Raw genomic sequence first — 19,028 nt, 5'->3', positions numbered from 1 at the left:
GTAGGTCTCGTGCACCCCCGGCCCGCGAAAGTCGTATCCAATCGAAATGGAGCGCGGGTTAGCGAGATTGGTTAATGAAACCTTGCGGGCATTTGCGACAGGCCGTCGCTTGCGCACCGTCGATCAAGCGCGGGTGCGATAGTGCCCGGACTTGCCGCCGATCTTCTCGACGAGGTGGATGCCCTCGATGCGGATGCCGCGGTCGACCGCCTTGACCATGTCATAGATCGTCAGGCATGCGACCGAGACTGCGGTCAGCGCCTCCATCTCGACGCCGGTCGGCCCCGTCACCTTGACGCTGCCGCGGACGATGCAGCCGGGCAGCTTGCGGTCGGGTGTGATGTCGATCGTGACCTTGGTCAGCGCCAGCGGATGGCAGAGCGGGATCAATTCCGAGGTTCGCTTCGCCGCCATGATGCCGGCGATACGCGCCGTCGCAAGCACGTCGCCCTTCTTGGCCTGGCCGGTTTCGATCAGCGCCAGCGTCGCCTTGCTCATCACGACGCGGCCTTCGGCGACCGCGGTCCGCTCGGTCGCGGGCTTGGCCGAGACGTCGACCATCCGCGCCTCGCCCTTGGCGTCGATATGGGTGAGGGCGGTGCCGGAGCCGGACGGCTCGGCCTTGGTCTTGCCCTTGCTGTTCCGCGCCATTGCGTCAGCGCGTTGCGGTGGCGCGCGGGGCGGCCTGCCGCGTCAGCAAGGCGCGGGTCGCCGCGGTGACGTCCTGCTGGCGCATCAGGCTTTCACCGACCAGGAAGGTCGACATCCCGACCCGTTCGAGCCGGGCGAGATCGCCAGGCGTGAAGATGCCGCTCTCGCCGACCATCAGGCGGTCGGGCGGGATCAGCGGTGCCAGCGCCTCGCTGGTCGCGAGCGTGGTCTCGAAGGTGCGCAGATTGCGGTTGTTGACGCCGATCATCGGCGAGCGAAGTTTCAAGGCACGGTCAAGCTCGGCGCGGTCGTGAATCTCGACCAGTACGTCCATGCCGTAGCCGAGCGCGGCGTCCTCGATCTCCCTGGCCGCCGCGTCGTCGAGCGCGGCCATGATGATCAGGATGCAGTCGGCGCCATGGGCGCGCGCCTCCGCCACCTGGTAGGTGTCGAACATGAAATCCTTGCGCAGCACCGGCAGGCTGGTCGCCGCGCGGGCCGCAACCATGAAGTCGAGATGGCCCTGGAACGAGGGCGCGTCGGTCAGCACCGACAGGCACGCCGCGCCGCCGGCCTCGTAGGCCTTTGCGAGCACGGGCGGATCGAAGTCGGCCCGGATCAAGCCCTTCGAGGGCGAGGCCTTCTTCACTTCCGCGATCAGCGCGTAGTCGCCGCGCGCATGCTTGTCCTTGAGGGCGCGGACGAAGCCGCGCGGGGCCGAGGCCGATCTGGCCTGCGCCTCGACCTCGGCGAGCGGATGGGCGCGCTTCGCGGCTGATATCTCCTTGCGCTTGTAAGCCTCGATCTTGGTCAGGATATCGGACATGTTTCGCGCTCTCAGCCGTTCGAAACCGCGACCAGATGCTTCAGCCGCGCGGCGGCAGCGCCGCTGTCGAGCGACTGGGCACCGATCGCGACGCCTTCCTTGAGGTCCTTGGCGCGGCCGGCCACGATCAGCGCGGCGGCGGCGTTGAGCAGGGCGACGTCGCGATAGGCGCTCGGCTTGCCCTGCAGCACGCTGGAGAGCGCGATCGCGTTGGCATCGGCGTCACCGCCCTTCAGCGCCTCGCCGCCGACGCGGCCAAGGCCGGCATCCTCGGGCGTGACCTCTGATGTCCTGATCTCGCCGTTCTCGAGCGTCGCAACGAAGGTCGGGCCGGTGAGGGTGATCTCGTCGAGGCCATCGGAGCCGTGCACGACCCAGACCTTGTCGGAGCCGAGGTTCTTCAGCACCTGCGCCAGCGGCTGCACCCATTGCCGCGAGAACACGCCGACCATCTGCCGCTTGACGCCGGCGGGATTCGATAGCGGGCCGAGCAGGTTGAAGATGGTGCGGGTGGCGAGTTCGACCCGGGTCGGACCGACATTCTTCATCGCCGGATGATGCGCGGGCGCGAACATGAAGCCGATGCCGGCTTCCTTGACGCAGCGCCCCACCTGTTCGGGCGTCAAATCGAGCTTGACGCCGAGCGAGGCCAGCACGTCGGCGGCGCCCGAGCGCGATGACAATGCGCGGTTGCCGTGCTTCGCCACAGGCACGCCGGCGCCGGCCACGATGAAGGCCGCGCAGGTCGAGACGTTGACCGAGCCGGAGCCGTCGCCGCCGGTGCCGACGATGTCGACGGCCCCCGCCGGCGCCGTGACCGGCAGCATCTTGCCGCGCATCGCGGTGACGGCGCCGGTGATCTCCTCGACGGTCTCGCCGCGCACCCGCAGCGCCATCAATAGCCCGCCCATCTGCGAGGGCGTGGCTTCGCCCGACATCATGCTGTCGAAGGCGGACGCCGCCTCTTCACGCGTCAGCGTGGCGCCGGTGGCGACTTTTCCGATGATCGATTTCAGGTCGTCCATTCGCTGGCTCAGGGTCTGTTGTTGGAGCTTGATCGCCGCGCAGCGCGTCGTCGCGCTGTCCCGATCATGCTCAATTATTTGCGCCTGTCACCTGTGCGAAGGCTGCCTGGTTGATGGTCACACCGATATCGGACTCGATCTTCGTGACATATTGCGCGACCTGCTCGTCGCTCAGCGACCGCCGCAGCGCCTCGGTGAGCTGCTTGGCCGCGTCGGACGCGAAGTCGACCGGCGGCACCGTCACGTTGGTGACGCGGAAGACCACCCACTGGCTGCCGCCGGCGACGGAGGTCTGTCCATCGCCGTCCTTGGCGGTCCGGAATGCCGCCGCAATCACGCCGGCCGGCACGGCAGGCAGCGAGGCCTCGCGGTTGAAATTCGCCGCGGTTTCGACCTTGACGCCGGCAGCGGCGGCTTCGTCGGCGAGCTTGGCGCCGCTGTCGAGCTTCTGGACGATCTCGGTCGCCTTGGCGCGCAGCTTGGTGGAGATCTGGTCTTCGCGCCACTTGGCCTCGACCTGATCGCGAACCTCGTCGAGGCTGCGCTCGCGCGACGGCGTGATGCCGAGCACGTCGTACCAGACATAGCCGCCGTTGAACTGGATCGGGTCGTTGTCGACGCCAACGTCGCTGTTGAAGGCCTGCGACACCACGTCGAGGCCGCGCGGGATGTTGGTCGCGACCTGGCCGTTCGGCAGCCGTCCGGAGCGATCGACCGCGTCGATGGTGACGGGCGTCAGCTTCAGCTTCTGTGCGGCTTCGACGACGCTGGCGCCGCCGCCGCGCTCGTCTTCCATCTTGTCGCGCAGGTCGGCGACCTTGGTGCGGGCGCGCTCGGAGGCGATCTCGTTCTTCACCTGCTGGGCGAGGCTCTCATAGCTCGGGGTCACGCCGGGCTCGACCTTGCCGACCTTGACCAGCGCGACGCCGAAGCGGCCCTGCACCGGCTGGCTGACTTCGCCGGCGGCCAGGGAGAAGGCGGCATCGGCGACGGCCGGATCGAGGATCGCCGACTTCGCGACCAGGCCGAGATTGACGTCGGCCAGATTGAGGTTGCGCTCCTTGGCGATGTCGTCGAACGACGTGCCCGACGCGATCCGCCCGCGCGCGGCCTGCGCCTCGCCAGCGTCCGGAAACACGATCTGCGAGACCTCGCGCTTCTCCGGCGTGCTGAGCCGGTCCTTGCGCTCCTCGAAGATCTTCCTGGCGTCCTCGTCCGACACCGTTTCCCACTTGCCGATTTCCTCGGGCGTGATGGCGACGAAGGAGATCTTGCGGTATTCGGGCGCGCGGAACTGGGCCTTGTGGTCCTCGAAATAGGCGGCGAGCGCCTCGGGCGAGGGCGGATCGATGGTTCCGGCCTGCGCGGCGCCGAGCGTGATGTAGTCGATCGAACGCTGCTCGTTCTGGAACCGGGTCAGCGCCTCGACCAGCGATTTCGACGGCTCGATCCCGGACGAGATGGTGCCGGCGATCTGGCGCCTGAGGCCAACGCGGCGCTGCTCGGCGATGTAGCGACCTTCGGTATAGCCATAGTTGCGGATCACGGCCTGGAAACGCTGCGGGTCGAACTGGTTGTTGAGGCCCTTGAAGTTTGGATCGTTGTAGATCGCGCGCAGCACCTCCGCATCGGACACATTGAGGCCCATGCGGCGTGCTTCCTCGTCCATCGCGGCTTCCGCAAGCGTCTGCTGCAGCACCTGGCGGTCGATGCCGAAGGCGCGCGCCTGGTCCGGCGTCAGCGGGCGGCCGAACTGACGGCCAAGCTGCTGCAGGCGGTCGGTATAGATCTGGCGGAACTGCTCGGCCGAAATCTCGGTCCCGCCCACCTTGGCGAAGGTCGACTGGCCAAACCCCTTGAAAATGTCGGCAATGCCCCAAATTCCGAAACTGACGATCAAAACGCCCATCACCACGGCCATAATCGTCTTGCCGAGCCAGTTTGATGAGGCTTTCCGCATTCCTCGAAGCATGGGTCCAACTTGTTTTACAGGAGGGGAACCGGGTCGTGCCCAATGGGGAGCCGAAAGTCGAGGCTTTTGTCCCGCAGCAGGGCGTCACCGGGTTGAAAACCCATCATAAAGTGGCCGAAGCGCCCCCGCAACCTTGGCCGCGCGGGCGGAAGCGTCGCACGGTGTGCGCGAAGCCGAGCTCTGGAAGTCGCCGCCCGGCTCTGGTAGCGCAGGGACACGCTTGAATGATGGGAAATCCGACATGACCGACGCCATCCGGCCGCTGATCGCCGGCAACTGGAAAATGAACGGCCTGAAATCCTCTTTTGCCGAGTTCGACGCGATGCTGGCGGGCGCCGGCGATGTCGCCGGGAAGGCTGATCTCCTGGTCTGTCCGCCCGCGACATTGGTCGGGGCGTTCGCTGACAAGGCGCGCGGCTCGAAGGTCGCGGTCGGCGCCCAGGATTGCCATCCCAAGGCATCGGGCGCCCACACCGGCGATCTCTCGGCGGAGATGTTCAGGGATCTCGGCGCGGTCGCGATCATCGTCGGCCATTCCGAGCGGCGCGCCGACCACGGCGAGACCGATGCCTTGATTCGGCAGAAGGCGGAGGCCGTGTGGCGCGCCGGGCTGACCGCGATCGTCTGCATCGGCGAGACGCGCGAGCAGCGCGACGCCGGCAAGACGCTCGATGTCTGCGGCACCCAGCTTGCGGGCTCGCTGCCCGACGGCTCGACCGCGGCCAACCTGGTGGTGGCCTATGAGCCGGTCTGGGCGATCGGCACCGGCCTGACCCCGACCGCCAAGGATGTCGAGGAAGTTCACAGGTTTATCCGAGGTCAGCTCACCGATCGCTTCAAGGGCGAGGGAAACAGGATCAGGATCCTCTATGGCGGCTCGGTCAAGCCGTCGAACGCGGTCGAGCTGATGGCCGTCGCCAATGTCAACGGCGCACTGGTCGGCGGCGCCAGCCTCAAGGCGTCGGACTTTTTGGCGATCGCTGCGGGGTGTTAGGGCTGCCCCTTTCGCACCGAGCTCTCACACCGTCATCCTGAGGAGGCCGCAACGCGGCCGTCTCGAAGGATCGACGGCCCAGCTGGTGGCCGTCGACCCTTAGAGACGCGCGGAGCCTGTCATCGGGCCGCACTTTGCGCGGACCCGTTGGCGCTCCTCAGGGTGACGGGATTGGCAGTGTTGCGCAGACAGTTGCCATCGGCATCTCTGCTTGGCTACGGATTCAGGTTGCCGCCGCGCCGATCCGCTTCCAGTAGATCATCGTGCCGGTGAGGCCGCCATGCGGCTTCAGCGCGTAGTCCGGGATGATGCCGGTGAGCTGAAATCCCAGTCTTTCATAGAGTGGCGCAGCGCCATCCTCTGCGGCGGTGTCGAGCACCAGCAGCGTGCGGCCGTGCGCGATCGCAAGCTGCTCGGCCGTGCGCATCAATTCCGTCGCGACGCCGCGATGGCGATGGGCGACGCGCGTCATCATTTTTGCAATTTCCGCCCGATGCGGCTGGTTCGGCGGCAGGTTGAGCAGCAGCGTCACGGTGCCGATCAGATCATTGTCGGTGAATGCGCCGAGCACGATGCGCTCGCCGCGCGCGGCGGCGCCGAGCGAGTCCTGCCAGAATGCATCGGCGTCATCCGGCGACAGCGGATGCATGAAGCTCACCGAGCCGCCGCCGGCGACGGTCTCGATCAACAATTCGCTGAGCGCGCTGCGAATCCCGGGCTCATCGGCGAGTGGCTTGATCGAAAACTGCGGCATGCATCAGCTCCGGGCCAGGGCGACCACATAGGTGCAGGAGGCGTTGGTCTCGTTGGCGAAGGTCGTCTCTGCCGGCGGGCCGAATCCGAGGCAATCACCGGCGCCGAGCACGTGGCGTGCGCCGCCTTCGGTGATGACGAGGCTGCCGCTGAGCACCCAGACCAGTTGGCGGATATGCGCGTAGGAGGAGGCGGGCAGGGTCACGGTCTGCTTCGGCGGCAGCTCGACCCGCACCAGTTCGACCGGATGGTCGGGACGGCTGAACACCTGGCGGCGTAGATAGCCGGTTTCCGGATCGCGCCAGACCGGTTGCGCGGCGGCGCGCGACAGCCGTTCGCCCTGGCCTTCGGCGCGCAACATCAGGCCGGCCAGGGTGAGATCGAAAGCCGAGGCGAGGCGCACCAGCACGACCGCAGTGGGGCTGACCTCGGCGCGCTCGATCTTGCTGATCGTGGCCTTCGAGACGCCAGCGCGTTCGGCGAGGTCGGCCAGCGACCAGCCCCGGCCATCGCGCTCGAGCCTGATCCGCTGCGCCAGGCGTTGGCTCAGATCTTCTACTAAAGTATCCATTTGTCTACTATAGTAGAAATTGCCGGTTCCCGGCAAGGCCCGGCCGGGCCGCCATCGGCGCCGCTTGTGATCGTCGACAGTGCGACTATCTCGGGGGTGACAATGCCCGGTGCAATCGTGTAACAGGGCGCGACTTCACGAAAACCGTAGAGCCGATAGCGCCGTTTGTCTGGCCGCTTGGCGGCTTGTGACGAAGGCTTGCGATGCAGACTGTCGTTATCATTGTCCACCTCATGATTGTCGCCGTCATGATCGGCGCCGTGCTGTTGCAGAAATCCGAAGGCGGTGGCCTTGGCATGGGTGGCGGCGCCGGCTTCATGTCGAGCCGCGGCACCGCCAATTTGCTGACGCGGACTACGGCGATCCTCGCGGTGGGCTTCTTCATCACCAGCCTGTTCCTGTCCTGGTACGCAGGCTACGACCGCAAGCCGAGCTCGATCGTCGGCACCGGCGCGCCGGCGCAGACGCAGCCGGCCGGCGGCACGCCGATGAACGCGCCGACCTCGGGCGGCATCCTCGATTCGCTGAAGAAGGCCGACGAGCAGCAGGGGCAGCAGGCCCCGAGCGGCCCGCAGGCGCCACGGTCGCAATAAAGCGGGGTGGCCATGCAGGATGCCCCGCTGGCATCCTGCATCAGAAACCCCCATCAATGCTCTGAAATCGCTTCCAGTTTGATGCAACCCACAGCCCGGCGAATTGTTTGCCGGGAACAGCCGATTCGTTTTGCGAATCGCCGGAGTCGGATTAAAGGTAAAGTCCCATGGCGCGGTACATATTCATCACCGGCGGCGTGGTCTCCTCGCTCGGCAAGGGTCTGGCTTCAGCGGCGCTCGGCGCTCTGCTGCAGGCCAGGGGCTACAAAGTCCGCCTTCGCAAGCTCGATCCCTATCTCAACCTCGATCCCGGAACGATGTCGCCGTATCAGCACGGCGAAGTGTTCGTGACCGACGACGGCGCCGAGACCGATCTCGATCTCGGCCATTACGAGCGCTTCACCGGTCGTCCGGCCACCAAGGCCGACAACATCACGACCGGGCGAATCTACCAGGACATCATCACCAAGGAGCGCCGCGGCGATTATCTCGGCGCCACTATCCAGGTGGTTCCGCACGTCACCAATGCGATCAAGGAATTCGTGCTGTCGGGTAACGACGAGTTCGATTTCGTGCTGGTCGAGATCGGCGGTACCGTCGGCGACATCGAGGGCCTGCCGTTCTTCGAGGCGATCCGCCAGCTCAAGAACGAGCTGCCGCGCGATCACGCGGTCTACATTCACCTGACGCTTCTGCCGTACATTCCAAGTGCCGGCGAACTCAAGACAAAGCCGACGCAGCACTCGGTGAAGGAGTTGCGCTCGATCGGCATCCAGCCGGACATCCTGCTGTGCCGCACCGACCGCGAGATTCCCAAGGAGGAGCGGCGCAAGCTCGGCCTGTTCTGCAACGTGCGCGAGAGCGCCGTGATCGAGGCGCGCGACGTCGACAACATTTACGCCGTGCCGGAGGCCTATCACGCCGCCGGCCTCGACGATGAGGTGCTGGCCGCGTTCGGCATCACCGCGAAGATTCCGCCGGCGCTGCAGAGCTGGCACGTCATCAACGAACGCGTCCGCAATCCGGAAGGTGCGGTGACGATCGCCATCGTCGGCAAATACACCGGCATGAAGGACGCCTACAAATCGCTGATCGAGGCGCTGTCGCACGGTGGCATCGCCAACAAGGTGAAGGTCAATCTCGATTGGATCGAGAGCGAGGTGTTCGAGAACGAGGACCCGGCGCCGTTCCTCGAGCACGTCAACGGCATCCTGGTGCCCGGTGGCTTCGGCCAGCGCGGCGCCGAGGGCAAGATCCGCGCGGCGCAGTTCGCGCGCGAGCGTGACGTGCCGTATTTCGGCATCTGCTTCGGCATGCAGATGGCGGTGATCGAGGCGGCGCGCAATCTGGTCGGCATCGAGGACGCCAACTCGACCGAGTTCGGCCCGACCAAGGAGCCGCTGGTCGGCCTGATGACGGAATGGCTGCGCGGCAACGAGCTCGAGAAGCGCTCGCAGAGCGGCGATCTCGGCGGCACGATGCGGCTAGGGGCCTATCCCGCGGCGCTGAACCGCGGCAGCCGCGTCTCGCAGGTCTATGGCGGCGCGACCGAGATCTCCGAGCGGCACCGCCATCGCTACGAGGTCAACACCGCCTACAAGGACCGCCTCGAGCAGCACGGCCTGCGCTTCTCCGGCATGTCGCCCGACGGCGTACTGCCGGAGATCGTGGAGTACGAGGACCATCCCTGGTTCATCGGCGTCCAGTTCCATCCCGAGCTGAAATCGCGGCCCTTTGAACCGCATCCCCTCTTCGCGTCGTTCATCGAGGCGGCAGCCAAGCAGAGCCGGCTGGTTTAACTGAGCGGCCGTCAGCTGCGCCGCTACACGGCGCAGTCCTCGCTGGTCCGGCGTTCTTTCTTGATCGGTGAAACGTTTGCACCAGCCGCCGGCGTGCCGTCGCGCGTCATCAGCTTGTATTGCGGGCGTCGCGTCAGCCGGTAGACCGCGGCCGGCGGCACGTTGAGGATGGCGCGATCGACCAGCGTGGCGCGCAGACCGAGTCTGTCGAGGATCGGCCGCGGCACCGGACAGCGCATGCCGTAGGTGAATTGATAGAACGCGCCGCCGGGACGTAGATAGCTGAACGCGCCGCCGACGATTGAGATGACCTTGCGCGGCGACATGTTGAGCAGCGGCAGTCCGCTGACGACGGCGCCGACCGGCGCGCCATCGTAGAGCCGCTCCGAGGCGAGGCGCGCCGCGTCCATCCACAGCACGCGCGCGCCGGGAAAGCGCAGCTGCAACAGCCGCATGAAATCCGAGCCGTATTCGATCAGCGTAAGATCCTGCTGGCGCACGCCGCGCTTCAACAGCTGATAGGTGAACGCGCCCGTGCCCGGACCGAGCTCGAGCACCGGGCCGGTGTCGGCGCTGATGTCGCGCGTGATCAGTTCGGCGAGCGCGGCGCCCGACGGCGCGATGGCGCCGACGCGGCCGGGGGCCGCCATCCACGCCGTGAAGAAAGACAGCAGATCATGTGACATTGGGATTCCCAGCAAAGTGTCGCGGCGCTTCGACTCAGATGCGAAGCGTGATGCCTTGTTTGCGGGAGCTGCATTGCGACAACATTGCGCGAGAGCCCCGTTCCGATTGAATCGGAACGGGGCTCTCGACTCTAGCTTTGACGCGTTTCCTTCACGCGAACCGGTGCCCATCCCGCATCGAGTGCGGGACAGGCTTCGCTCGAAAACGCTTTGGCATCACGACGCGAACGGCGCCGGCGGTAACGTGAGGCGGAAGCACGCGCCGCCCTTCGGGCCGTCGAGCACGGAGACGTGACCGCCGTGCAGCCTTGCGATCTCGCGCACCATGTTGAGGCCGAGGCCGGCGCCGCGATCGAGCGGCGCGAGCCGATAGAACGGGTCGAAGATCCGTGTGCGCTGGTCCTGGGGAATGCCGTCGCCTTCATCCGATACGTCGATCGTCGCGGCGCTGCCGACATGGATGGTGATGGTGCCGCGGCGGCCGCCATGCTGGATGGCGTTCTGCACCAGATTGGTGAGCGCGCGCTCCAGCGCGGCGCGATCGCCCAAGGTCTCGACCCGATCGGTTGCGGTATCGAGCGACAGCTCGTAGCCGGCCGCGATCGCAAGCGGCGCAAGGTCGGCCGCGACATTGCGTGCGACCGCGACGAGATCGACGCGGACGAACGGATTGCGGCACTGGTCGAAGCGCTGGATGTCGAGCAGTTGCTCGGCCAATGTCGCAAGCCGCGCCGAATCCTCGAGCAGGCGGGTTTTCTCCGGGCCTGGCGGCAGCGACTCCAGCCGCGTGTTGAGGATCGCGATCGGCGTGCGCAATTCATGCGCCGCGTCGGCGACGAAGCGCTGGTGCCGGGAATAGCCGTCGTCGAGCCGCTTCAGCGCATCGTTGATGGCGGTCACCAGCGGCGCCACCTCGAGCGGCAGATGGTCCGCCGACAGCCGGCTGCCGCGCTGGCGGAAATCGATCCGGCGCGCTTCGTCGGCGGTGGTATCGAGACCGGCGAAGGCGCGCTTCACCACCATCGGCGTCGCGATGAAGGTGGCGCATGCCATCAGGAAAAGGCCGGGCAGGGCAATGGCGAGGAATGCCAGCGTCGTGGCGAGCGCGGTCTTGACGCTCGACATTGGCCCTTGCGTCGCTGTGAGCACCTGCACGGGGCCGGCGTCGGAATTGACGCGCTTCAGCCGCGCCGGCGGCTTGCGCGGATCATCCTCGAACATCTGCCAGCCGAGCCGCGCCTGGCTGATCTGGTCGAGCGCGTCGCCGATCCTGGCGAATTCCGGCGGCACCGCGCCTTCCGTCAGCGAACGGCCTTGCCGGTCGCGCACCAGGAACCAGAGGTCCGGCGTGTCGTCACGAAGCTTTTGCAGTTCGGCCGTCGGGCGCAAAATCAACTCGCCCTTGCCGTCGCGTGCGACCGCGCCCTGCACGATGGAAATCACATGATCCTCATCGCGCGGAACGATCAGGAAGCCGGTGGCACACAACGCGCTGATCAGGCAAACGATCAGCATGGCAAGCAGCAGCGCCTGGAGCGTCACCAGCCGCCAGCTCAGTTGCGAGCGCAGGCAATAGTGCTCGGCCTGTTCGCTCATGACGTTTGCTTCAAGAGATAGCCGACGCCGCGGATGCTGTGGATCTCGACGCCGGCGTTGGCGTCGGCAAGCTTGCGCCTGAGACGCGAGACGTGCGCATCGAGCGCGTTGGACTGGATCTCGTCCTCGAAATTGTAGACGGCTTCCTCCAGCGTCGCGCGCAGCACGGTGCGGCCCATGCGGCGCAGCAGCGTCTCCAGCACCAGCAGCTCGCGCCGCGGCAGCTCAAGTGGGCAGCCGTCGACACTGGCCTCGCGATGGCCGCAATCGAACGCCACGCGGCCGGCCCTGATGATCTCGAGCTGCAGGCCGGCGGGGCGGCGCAGCACGGCGCGCAGCCGCGCCATCAGCTCCTCGACCGCGAACGGCTTGGCCAGATAGTCGTCGGCGCCGCTGTCGAGGCCAGTGATGCGGTCGGTGAGATCGCCGCGCGCGGTCAGCACGATGATCGGCACGCCGTCGGCCTTGGCGCGCAGCTTCGGGATCAGCGTGAGGCCGTCGCCGTCCGGAAGCTGGCGGTCGAGCAGGACCGCGCCATGCACGTCGGCACAGATCGCTTCCTCGGCCTCGGCAAGGTTCGGCACGTGGTCGACCACCATGTCGTAGCCCTTCAGCGCCTGTGACAGCGCCGCCGCCATTTCGGCCTCATCCTCAACCAGCAGTATCCGCATGTCCTTGTGGGTCCAGCTCCTGAAGGCAGGTTTTAGGGCAAGTAACATTGCAACAACATTGCGGAAATGGCCGCCTGTCGCGAGCAGGGGTGCCATGTTGTCACCCCCTCAAGACAGTCCGGAAGGCGCTGGCTATAACCGCCCGCACACAAATCTGGGAGGACTGCCAATGATCTACGAGACCCGCGTCTATCGCTGCCTGCCGGGACGGCTGCCGGCGCTGCTCAAGCGCTTCGAGACCATCACGCTGAAGCTCTGGGACAAGCATGGCATCAGGCAGGCCGGCTTCTTCACGACGCTGGTCGGGGAATCCAACCAGGAGCTGACCTATCTGCTGGCCTGGGAATCGCTCGCCGAGCGCGAGAAGAAGTGGACCGCGTTCCAGACCGATCCGGAGTGGATCACCGCGCGCGCCAAGACCGAGGAGGACGGCCAGATCGTCCTCAACATCGTCAACCAGCTTCTGGTGCCGACGGCGTTTTCGTCGGTCAAGTGACGCCCGCTGCGGCCATGTTCCCGTCATTGCAAGCGAAGCAATCCATTGGCACCACATATGCGGAGCGATGGATTGCTGCGTCGCTTCAGCGCAAAATTGCTTCGCAATTTTGTCGCGAGCTCCTCGCAATGACGGGGAGGCATCTTTTCTCGGTCCCTTGGGGAGGGAAAGTTGCAGCGACGCTATTGCGGGCAGCCCGAGGTCTGATCGCCCTGGGTCACCATCGGCTTGCCGTTGATGAAGACGCCGTGGCTGCCGGAGGTCGTCTTGCCGCCGCAATGCGTGCGATCGCCCATGACCACCGCCGGCTTGCCGTTGATCAGGACGTTGGGCACGCCCTCGACAAGCGGGCCGCCATTGCTGGTGGTATCGCCGCTGCGCGCCGCCGGCTTGCCATTGACGGTGACGCCGGTGGCTCCGCTGGTGACGACCCCGGGCTGGGTGCTGGTCTGGCCATAGGCGAGGCCCGACATCGCCGACAGGGCGGCGACGGCTCCGATCATCAGCGGGATGCGCATGGCTTCCTCATGGGAATCTGTTCCGCGCCAGTTTATAGGCGCTGTTTGGGCGGGATTGTGTTAGCACGGCGCACCCACGGCGTCAGCGCAACCCCCTCATCGTGCGGGATGGCTTGATCCGTCCCGCGCGGGACTGCATGGTCGCCGGCAAAAGGATGCAGCATTTTGACCAATCAGGTTTCCGCGCAAGCCGCCGCGCCGATCGTTGCCGTCGGATCGGCCAAGTTCGGCAATGCCTTGCCGATTTCGATCATCGCCGGTCCGTGCCAGCTCGAGAGCCGCGCGCATGCGCTTGAGGTGGCGTCCGCGCTGAAGGAGATCGCGGTCCGGCTCAAGGTCGGTCTGGTGTACAAGACCTCGTTCGACAAGGCGAACCGCACCAGCGCGACCGCGGCGCGCGGCATCGGATTGGCGCAGGCGCTGCCTATCCTCGCCGAGATCCGGTCTTCGCTCGGGCTGCCGGTGCTGACCGACGTGCATGAGGCGACCCAGTGCGCCGACGTGGCGCAGGCGGTCGACGTGCTGCAGATTCCGGCCTTCCTGTGCCGGCAGACCGATCTCTTGCTGGCTGCGGCCGCGACCGGCAAGGTCGTCAATGTCAAGAAGGGCCAGTTCCTGGCGCCGTGGGACATGGCCAATGTGGTCAGCAAGATCACCGGCGCCGGCAACGCCAACGTGCTGGTCACCGAGCGCGGCGCGTCGTTCGGCTACAACACGCTGGTCTCGGACATGCGCGCGCTGCCGATCTTGTCGCGCACCACCGGCGCGCCTGTGATCTTCGACGCCACCCATTCGGTGCAGCAGCCGGGCGGCAAGGGCACCTCGTCGGGCGGTGAGCGTGAATTCGTGCCGGTGCTGGCGCGCGCCGCGGTCGCGGTCGGCGTCGCCGGCGTGTTCATCGAGACCCATCCCGATCCGGATCACGCGCCGTCGGACGGCCCCAACATGGTGCCGCTCCGCGACTTCGAGTCCCTCGTCAAGCGGCTGATGCAGTTCGACGCGCTGGCGAAGACGGCGGCCTGACCGGCGGACAACGACATGACCGCAACCAGCGGCATGCCGCCGGCCCTTAACGTGATCACGCTGGCGACCTTCGCGGCGAGCCTGTCGGTGCGCGCGCTGGATCCGGTGCTGCCGCATGTCGCTGAGGATTTCGGCGTCAGCATCGCGACCGCGGCGAGCTTTGCCGCGGTGTTCGCCTTCACCTTTGCCGCGGTCCAGCCGGCGATCGGCGCCGCTGCCGATCTGTTCGGCAAGGCGCGGCTGATGACGATCTGCCTCGGACTGCTCGGCGTCGCCAACATCCTCGGTGCGCTCTCGACCTCGTTTCCGATGCTGTTCGTGACCCGCATCCTCGCCGGCATCGGCTCGGGCGGCGTGTTTCCGGTGGCGCTGTCGCTGACCAGCGATCTGGTTGGCCCGGACAAGCGGCAGCTCGCGATCGGACGAACCCTCGCGGGCTCGATGACCGGCAATCTGCTCGGTGCGACGGCATCCGGCCTGATCGGCGACTTCCTCGGCTGGCGCGGCGTGCTCGCGGTGCTCGGCGGCCTCGTGATCATCGTCGCGCTGGCGGTTGCAGCCGGCTTCCGCGGCGCTGCGCTGAACCGTCCGCCGCGCACCAGCCTGAAGGCGCTGCGCCACGGCTATCGCACCATCTTCACCAATCCGAACGCCCGCATCTGCTATTCGGCAGTCTTCATCGAAGGCTGCTGCGTGCTCGGGCTGTTTCCCTTCATCGCCTCGTTCCTGTTCGAGCTCGGCGAGACCTCGCTGTCGATCGCCGGCATCGTGATCGCGGGATTTGCGATCGGCGGATTGCTCTACACGCTGACGGTATCGCGCCTGCTGCCGTGGATCGGGGTGAGGGGGATGATGATCGTTGGCGCGACACTGGTTGCGATTCAACTGGTCGGGGTCGCCTTCGGGCCGCACTGGAAGCTGCAGATGGCGGGCCTCCTGGTGATGGGCCTCGGCTTCTACATGATCCACGGCTGCCTGCAGGTGTTCGCCAGCGAGCTGTCGGTCGAGGCGCGCGCCACCGCGCTGTCGCTGCACTCGTTCTTCTTTTTCATGGGCCAGACCGTCGGCCCGATCGCTTACGGCTTCGGCCTGCAACACGTCGGCAAGACCGCGACGTTGGTGTCAGCTGCCGCCGTGATGGTCGTGCTCGGCTTTATCTGCGCGCGGTTTCTGCGGCAGACCAGGCCCGCCGATGCGCAGACAACCTAGGCGTCCACGGGCCCACCGGCGGTGGCAGACACAACATGCAGGGAAGCGGGGTGCAGCGTCAGGATGACGCATTCGCAGCAGCGTTCGGACGACCGCGCATGGCATGAGGATTGCTTATTTCTCGCCATTTGAGGTGAGAGCGTGGACGTCCAGACTGGCTGGCCTATTCGAGGGAATGCGGACGTCAGGACAACGGGATATGGCACCGAGCCTCCACTTCAGCGTTTTCTGGCCTCCTGCCACCAAGAATTCAAATCGGACAATTCCGGCGCGCTCGCCGACTACATTCCGGAGCTGAAACGGGCCAACCCGGCGCATTTTGGCATCAGCCTCGTCACCATCGATGGCCATGTCTACGAAGTCGGCGACAGCGCCGCTCCTTTCACCATCCAGTCCGTTTCGAAGGCGTTCGTGTTTGCGCTGGCCCTCGATCTCGTCGGCGAAGCGCGCGTCGCGTCGGCGATCGGCGTCGAGCCGAGCGGTGAGGCATTCAACTCGATCCGGCTGACCAACGACAACAAGCCGTTCAATCCGATGGTCAACGCCGGCGCGATTGCCTGCTCCGGGCTGATCCACGAGGTCGATGGCCGCGCCGCATTCGAGCGCATCCGGGACAAGCTCGGCCAGTTTGCCGGCCGCGAACTCGACGTCGACGACGCGGTCCATGCGTCGGAGACGGCGACCGGCAACCGCAATCGCGCGATCGCCTGGCTGCTGCGCAACTACCTCGTGCTACAGGACGGCGTCGATGCCGTGCTCGATATCTATTTCCGGCAATGCGCAATTCTCGTCACCGCGCGCGACCTCGCGGTGATGGCCGCAACGCTCGCCAATCGCGGCGTCAATCCGGTCACCGGCGTCCAGGTGGTGACGCCGCATGTCGTCGCGCGCACGCTGTCGGTGATGACGAGCTCGGGCATGTACGACTATGCCGGCGAGTGGATCTATCGCGTCGGAATGCCCGCCAAGAGTGGGGTCGGCGGCGGCATCGTCGCAGCGCTCCCGTCGCAATTGGGGCTCGGCACCTTTTCGCCGCTGCTCGATGGGCACTTCAACAGCGTGCGAGGCCTGAAGGTTTGCGAGGCGCTGTCGGCGCGATTTGATCTGCATATGCTCAACCGCAGCGGCGACGTCCGCACCTGCATCATCGCCGACTACGACATCTTCGGCATCACCTCCCGCCGCAGCCGCCAGCCGCACGAACAGCAGATCCTCGATGACCGCCACAGCGACACCCGCGTCATCGAGCTGGTGGGGGCGCTCAACTTCGCGTCGATCGACTACGTCACTCGCCGGCTGTCCAGCGAGCCGCCCGGCGCGCCGCTGCTGATCCTAGATTTCCACCGCGTGCCCGACATCACGGCAGCCGGCGCCCAGCTGCTGGCTGAGAAAATCGCCACGCTCGGAAATTCCGGTGTCACCACGATCATCTCCGGTGTCGAGACGACGTCGCCGGTCTGGGCCACGATCCGCGCGCAGATCGAAGAGCCGAAGCGGTTGCGGCATTTTCCGCTGCTCGACGACGCCGTTGAATGGGCCGAGGATCAACTGATCTACCGCTATGGCGGCTTCACCGAGACCAAGGAGACCGCCCATCTCGGCGAGCAGGCGCTGTTGGCCGATCTCGCGCCCGAGGAGATCGCTGCGCTCGCCGAACTCTCGACGCCGCGCCGCTACGACGCCGGCCAGCGCATCGTCGTGGCCGGCGAGCCGGCCAATTCGTTGTTCTTCCTGCAAAGCGGGATGGTGAGCGTGAAGCTGCCGAGCGGCGTGCGGCTTGCCTCGCTCGGGCCGGGCATGGAGTTCGGCGAGATGGCGATCATCGAGAGCCACCGCAGCGCCGACGTCTGGGCGGACACCCCGGTCAAATGCCTCGAGCTACCGATCGACAGCTTTGCCGACTATCGTCAGCTCCACCCGCAGATTTCGATGAAGATCATGCGCAATCTTTCCGCACTGCTGGCGCGCCGCCTGATCCTCGCCAATGCCAAGGTCGATCTGCTGAGCGCCTATTGAGACGCCGGATCACCCGCGCCCGCGATAGGGCGCGACGCCCTGATCGGGAACCCAGACGCCCTTCGGCAGCCGGCCGGTCTGGAAGAACACGTCGATCGGGATGCCGCCGCGCGGATACCAGTAACCGCCGATCCGCAGCCATTTCGGCTTGATTTCCCCGACGATACGCTTCCCGATCATGACGGTGCAATCCTCGTGGAAGGCGCCGTGATTGCGGAAGCTTGCCGCATAGAGTTTCAGCGACTTAGATTCCAGGAGCCACCGGCCCGGCACAAAGTCGAGCACCAGATGGGCGAAGTCCGGCTGGCCGGTGATCGGGCAGACCGAGGTGAATTCCGGGATAGCGAAGCGCACCAGATAATCCGTGCCGGCCTGCGGATTGGGGACGCGGTCGAGCACCGCCTTGTCCGGGCTATCCGGCCAAGCGACGGCACGGCCGAGTTGCAGGGTTTTCTTCGCCATGGGCCTCATCCTTGTGGGAGCGGCCGAAATGAACGGAAGCGGGCGGTTCGTCAACCGTCCGCGTGCGGGGGCAGGGTGCTACGCGGGCGCGGCAGTCTGGATCAGGACCAAGCGGTCTTGGCCGGATTCACAGCCCCAGACCTCGCCGGGCCGGCCATCGAGTTGCCGGACATTCGCGCCGGCGCGGTCGCTCGGAAAGGCGTTGAAGGTCGCGCCCACCGGATCGAAGCGCATGATCGCGTTGGCCGAGAAATCGGTGAGCCAGACCTTGTCCTTGTCGTCGACATAGACGGCATAGGTCCGTGGATTGCTGCCGGGCAGCTTCCAGGCCCTCCACGTCCCGTCGGCGGGATCGTGCACCGACACGTTGCCGCTGTTCCATTCGCTGACCCAGATCCGCCCCCGCGAATCCGACCACACCCGTCGCGCGCCCTGTTTCGGCGTCGGCGGTTGGACCACGCTGGCGTTGCCGGTCGCAGGGTCAATCCGTGCGATATAGCTGCCGGCAAGCGAGGCGTACCAGATGTCGCCGTTTGGGGTCACGGTGATGCCGTAGGGGCCGACGCCGCGCGGTGCCTCGAACACCTTCATCTCACCGGATTTCGGATCGAGCCGGCCGTAGAAGCCGGACTGGCCGGTGAACCAGTAGACGCCGCGCTTGTCGAACACGCCGGTATTGAGATTGGCGTCAGCGGCTTTCTCAGGCAGGCGGAACAGCGTCACCTTGTGGTCGCCGGGGTCGACGCGGGCGATCGCATTCTGCCCGCCCTCGGTTACCCATGGCGCGCCGTCGGGGCCGATCGTGACGCCGTGCGGGGCCGCACCCTTGCCGAGGCTGACCAGCTTGAACGCACTGTTGCGCGGATTGAGCCGGCCCAGCGCACCGCTGCGCTGGCCCGTGAACCAGACGGTGCCATCGGGCGCCGGCGTGACATCGTGCAGGCCGGTCCCGGCGTCGACGTTGAAATATTTCACCCGGAACGGCGTCTGGGCATCCTGCGCCTGCGCTCTCGTGGTCAAAATCGCGGCAGTGGTGGAGGCGAGAAACTGGCGACGGTTCATTGCGTTATCCCGGCTTCGTGAAACAATGGGCCAGCACGCGAAGGTAATCCCCGACAGCATAAACCCACCACATTGCACCGTCAGACGGGCCGGGCGGGCGGGCCG

General features: G+C 66.2%; 19 protein-coding genes. 7 read left to right on the top strand and 12 right to left on the bottom strand.

The features are described from left to right. Positions 1–123: 123 nt before the first annotated feature. From moaC to ACVI1L_RS35700, 4 genes are all read right to left on the bottom strand, one after another. On the bottom strand, positions 124–651 hold the full coding sequence (moaC, locus tag ACVI1L_RS35715; RefSeq protein ID WP_456785030.1) for a cyclic pyranopterin monophosphate synthase MoaC: 528 nt from the start codon (positions 649–651) through the stop codon (positions 124–126). A gap of 4 nt (positions 652–655) precedes the next feature. Then, a complete protein-coding gene (trpC, locus tag ACVI1L_RS35710; protein WP_456785029.1) occupies positions 656–1,477 on the bottom strand; it encodes an indole-3-glycerol phosphate synthase TrpC in 822 nt (273 codons plus the stop codon). Between the two features lie 11 nt (positions 1,478–1,488). After that, positions 1,489–2,502, bottom strand: coding sequence for an anthranilate phosphoribosyltransferase (gene trpD / locus ACVI1L_RS35705; protein WP_456785028.1), 1,014 nt, complete (start codon positions 2,500–2,502; stop codon positions 1,489–1,491). A gap of 70 nt (positions 2,503–2,572) precedes the next feature. After that, positions 2,573–4,474 carry a peptidylprolyl isomerase gene (locus tag ACVI1L_RS35700; RefSeq protein WP_253590178.1) on the bottom strand — a complete coding sequence of 634 codons (1,902 nt, stop codon included), beginning with the start codon at positions 4,472–4,474 and terminating at the stop codon, positions 2,573–2,575. A 241-nt stretch (positions 4,475–4,715) separates the two neighbouring features. Between ACVI1L_RS35700 and tpiA the strand changes: the two genes are divergently transcribed. Then, the gene (gene tpiA, locus ACVI1L_RS35695; protein WP_141342675.1) at positions 4,716–5,468 is read left to right on the top strand and encodes a triose-phosphate isomerase; all 753 of its coding nucleotides are present in this window, start codon (positions 4,716–4,718) and stop codon (positions 5,466–5,468) included. 223 nt (positions 5,469–5,691) lie between these two features. On the opposite strand, the gene ACVI1L_RS35690 is transcribed toward tpiA, so the two are convergent. Together ACVI1L_RS35690 and ACVI1L_RS35685 are read right to left on the bottom strand one after the other, a co-directional pair. Further along, positions 5,692–6,222 (bottom strand): GNAT family N-acetyltransferase, encoded by a 531-nt coding sequence (locus ACVI1L_RS35690; RefSeq protein WP_229191329.1) that lies wholly within the window; start codon positions 6,220–6,222, stop codon positions 5,692–5,694. A gap of 3 nt (positions 6,223–6,225) precedes the next feature. Next, positions 6,226–6,792, bottom strand: coding sequence for a helix-turn-helix domain-containing protein (locus ACVI1L_RS35685; RefSeq protein ID WP_229191330.1), 567 nt, complete (start codon positions 6,790–6,792; stop codon positions 6,226–6,228). A gap of 203 nt (positions 6,793–6,995) precedes the next feature. On the opposite strand from ACVI1L_RS35685, the gene secG reads away from it, so the two are divergent. Further along, complete coding sequence (gene secG / locus ACVI1L_RS35680) at positions 6,996–7,385, top strand: preprotein translocase subunit SecG (protein ID WP_028334048.1); 390 nt, start codon at positions 6,996–6,998, stop codon at positions 7,383–7,385. 167 nt (positions 7,386–7,552) lie between these two features. Then, entirely contained in the window at positions 7,553–9,184 is a 1,632-nt protein-coding gene (locus tag ACVI1L_RS35675) for a CTP synthase (protein WP_057016524.1), read from the top strand. A 23-nt stretch (positions 9,185–9,207) separates the two neighbouring features. Here the strand turns inward: ACVI1L_RS35675 and ACVI1L_RS35670 are convergent, their stop codons facing one another. The 3 genes from ACVI1L_RS35670 to ACVI1L_RS35660 form a co-directional block, all read right to left on the bottom strand. Then, positions 9,208–9,870 (bottom strand): class I SAM-dependent methyltransferase, encoded by a 663-nt coding sequence (locus ACVI1L_RS35670; RefSeq protein WP_057016525.1) that lies wholly within the window; start codon positions 9,868–9,870, stop codon positions 9,208–9,210. A gap of 216 nt (positions 9,871–10,086) precedes the next feature. Further along, positions 10,087–11,466 carry a sensor histidine kinase gene (locus ACVI1L_RS35665; protein ID WP_057016526.1) on the bottom strand — a complete coding sequence of 460 codons (1,380 nt, stop codon included), beginning with the start codon at positions 11,464–11,466 and terminating at the stop codon, positions 10,087–10,089. Next, entirely contained in the window at positions 11,463–12,137 is a 675-nt protein-coding gene (locus ACVI1L_RS35660; RefSeq protein WP_316394226.1) for a response regulator transcription factor, read from the bottom strand. Before ACVI1L_RS35660 ends, ACVI1L_RS35665 begins: the two co-directional genes overlap by 4 nt. 169 nt (positions 12,138–12,306) lie before the next feature. Between ACVI1L_RS35660 and ACVI1L_RS35655 the strand changes: the two genes are divergently transcribed. Further along, complete coding sequence (locus ACVI1L_RS35655) at positions 12,307–12,633, top strand: NIPSNAP family protein (protein ID WP_018271819.1); 327 nt, start codon at positions 12,307–12,309, stop codon at positions 12,631–12,633. Between the two features lie 182 nt (positions 12,634–12,815). On the opposite strand, the gene ACVI1L_RS35650 is transcribed toward ACVI1L_RS35655, so the two are convergent. Continuing rightward, positions 12,816–13,151, bottom strand: coding sequence for a PAAR domain-containing protein (locus tag ACVI1L_RS35650; protein WP_057016529.1), 336 nt, complete (start codon positions 13,149–13,151; stop codon positions 12,816–12,818). 165 nt (positions 13,152–13,316) lie between these two features. On the opposite strand from ACVI1L_RS35650, the gene kdsA reads away from it, so the two are divergent. From kdsA to glsA, 3 genes are all read left to right on the top strand, one after another. Next, complete coding sequence (gene kdsA / locus ACVI1L_RS35645) at positions 13,317–14,174, top strand: 3-deoxy-8-phosphooctulonate synthase (protein ID WP_456785027.1); 858 nt, start codon at positions 13,317–13,319, stop codon at positions 14,172–14,174. A gap of 15 nt (positions 14,175–14,189) precedes the next feature. Further along, positions 14,190–15,383, top strand: coding sequence for an MFS transporter (locus tag ACVI1L_RS35640; protein WP_141342683.1), 1,194 nt, complete (start codon positions 14,190–14,192; stop codon positions 15,381–15,383). A gap of 165 nt (positions 15,384–15,548) precedes the next feature. Continuing rightward, positions 15,549–17,399, top strand: a complete 1,851-nt coding sequence (glsA, locus tag ACVI1L_RS35635) for a glutaminase A (protein ID WP_057016594.1) — start codon at positions 15,549–15,551, stop codon at positions 17,397–17,399. Positions 17,400–17,408: 9 nt separating this feature from the next. Here glsA and queF read toward each other — a convergent pair whose 3' ends face one another. Then, positions 17,409–17,870 carry a preQ(1) synthase gene (gene queF / locus ACVI1L_RS35630; protein WP_141342685.1) on the bottom strand — a complete coding sequence of 154 codons (462 nt, stop codon included), beginning with the start codon at positions 17,868–17,870 and terminating at the stop codon, positions 17,409–17,411. Positions 17,871–17,939: 69 nt separating this feature from the next. Beyond that, entirely contained in the window at positions 17,940–18,923 is a 984-nt protein-coding gene (locus tag ACVI1L_RS35625) for a Vgb family protein (RefSeq protein ID WP_456785026.1), read from the bottom strand. Between the last annotated feature and the right edge of the window lie 105 nt (positions 18,924–19,028).

The sequence above is a fragment of the Bradyrhizobium sp. USDA 4516 genome, from assembly GCF_054055915.1.
Note: the sequence above shows the minus strand (reverse complement) of the source record. Positions and strands in the feature narration are given on the sequence as shown.

Excerpts from the sequence above, each read along its gene's own strand:
- moaC (WP_456785030.1), bottom strand. The coding sequence starts at position 651 with ATGGCGCGGAACAGCAAGGGCAAGACCAAGGCCGAGCCGTCCGGCTCC.
- trpC (WP_456785029.1), bottom strand. The coding sequence starts at position 1,477 with ATGTCCGATATCCTGACCAAGATCGAGGCTTACAAGCGCAAGGAGATA.
- trpD (WP_456785028.1), bottom strand. The coding sequence starts at position 2,502 with ATGGACGACCTGAAATCGATCATCGGAAAAGTCGCCACCGGCGCCACG.
- ACVI1L_RS35700 (WP_253590178.1), bottom strand. The coding sequence starts at position 4,474 with ATGCTTCGAGGAATGCGGAAAGCCTCATCAAACTGGCTCGGCAAGACG.
- tpiA (WP_141342675.1), top strand. The coding sequence starts at position 4,716 with ATGACCGACGCCATCCGGCCGCTGATCGCCGGCAACTGGAAAATGAAC.
- ACVI1L_RS35690 (WP_229191329.1), bottom strand. The coding sequence starts at position 6,222 with ATGCCGCAGTTTTCGATCAAGCCACTCGCCGATGAGCCCGGGATTCGC.
- ACVI1L_RS35685 (WP_229191330.1), bottom strand. The coding sequence starts at position 6,792 with ATGGATACTTTAGTAGAAGATCTGAGCCAACGCCTGGCGCAGCGGATC.
- secG (WP_028334048.1), top strand. The coding sequence starts at position 6,996 with ATGCAGACTGTCGTTATCATTGTCCACCTCATGATTGTCGCCGTCATG.
- ACVI1L_RS35675 (WP_057016524.1), top strand. The coding sequence starts at position 7,553 with ATGGCGCGGTACATATTCATCACCGGCGGCGTGGTCTCCTCGCTCGGC.
- ACVI1L_RS35670 (WP_057016525.1), bottom strand. The coding sequence starts at position 9,870 with ATGTCACATGATCTGCTGTCTTTCTTCACGGCGTGGATGGCGGCCCCC.
- ACVI1L_RS35665 (WP_057016526.1), bottom strand. The coding sequence starts at position 11,466 with ATGAGCGAACAGGCCGAGCACTATTGCCTGCGCTCGCAACTGAGCTGG.
- ACVI1L_RS35660 (WP_316394226.1), bottom strand. The coding sequence starts at position 12,137 with ATGCGGATACTGCTGGTTGAGGATGAGGCCGAAATGGCGGCGGCGCTG.
- ACVI1L_RS35655 (WP_018271819.1), top strand. The coding sequence starts at position 12,307 with ATGATCTACGAGACCCGCGTCTATCGCTGCCTGCCGGGACGGCTGCCG.
- ACVI1L_RS35650 (WP_057016529.1), bottom strand. The coding sequence starts at position 13,151 with ATGCGCATCCCGCTGATGATCGGAGCCGTCGCCGCCCTGTCGGCGATG.
- ACVI1L_RS35640 (WP_141342683.1), top strand. The coding sequence starts at position 14,190 with ATGACCGCAACCAGCGGCATGCCGCCGGCCCTTAACGTGATCACGCTG.
- queF (WP_141342685.1), bottom strand. The coding sequence starts at position 17,870 with ATGAGGCCCATGGCGAAGAAAACCCTGCAACTCGGCCGTGCCGTCGCT.
- ACVI1L_RS35625 (WP_456785026.1), bottom strand. The coding sequence starts at position 18,923 with ATGAACCGTCGCCAGTTTCTCGCCTCCACCACTGCCGCGATTTTGACC.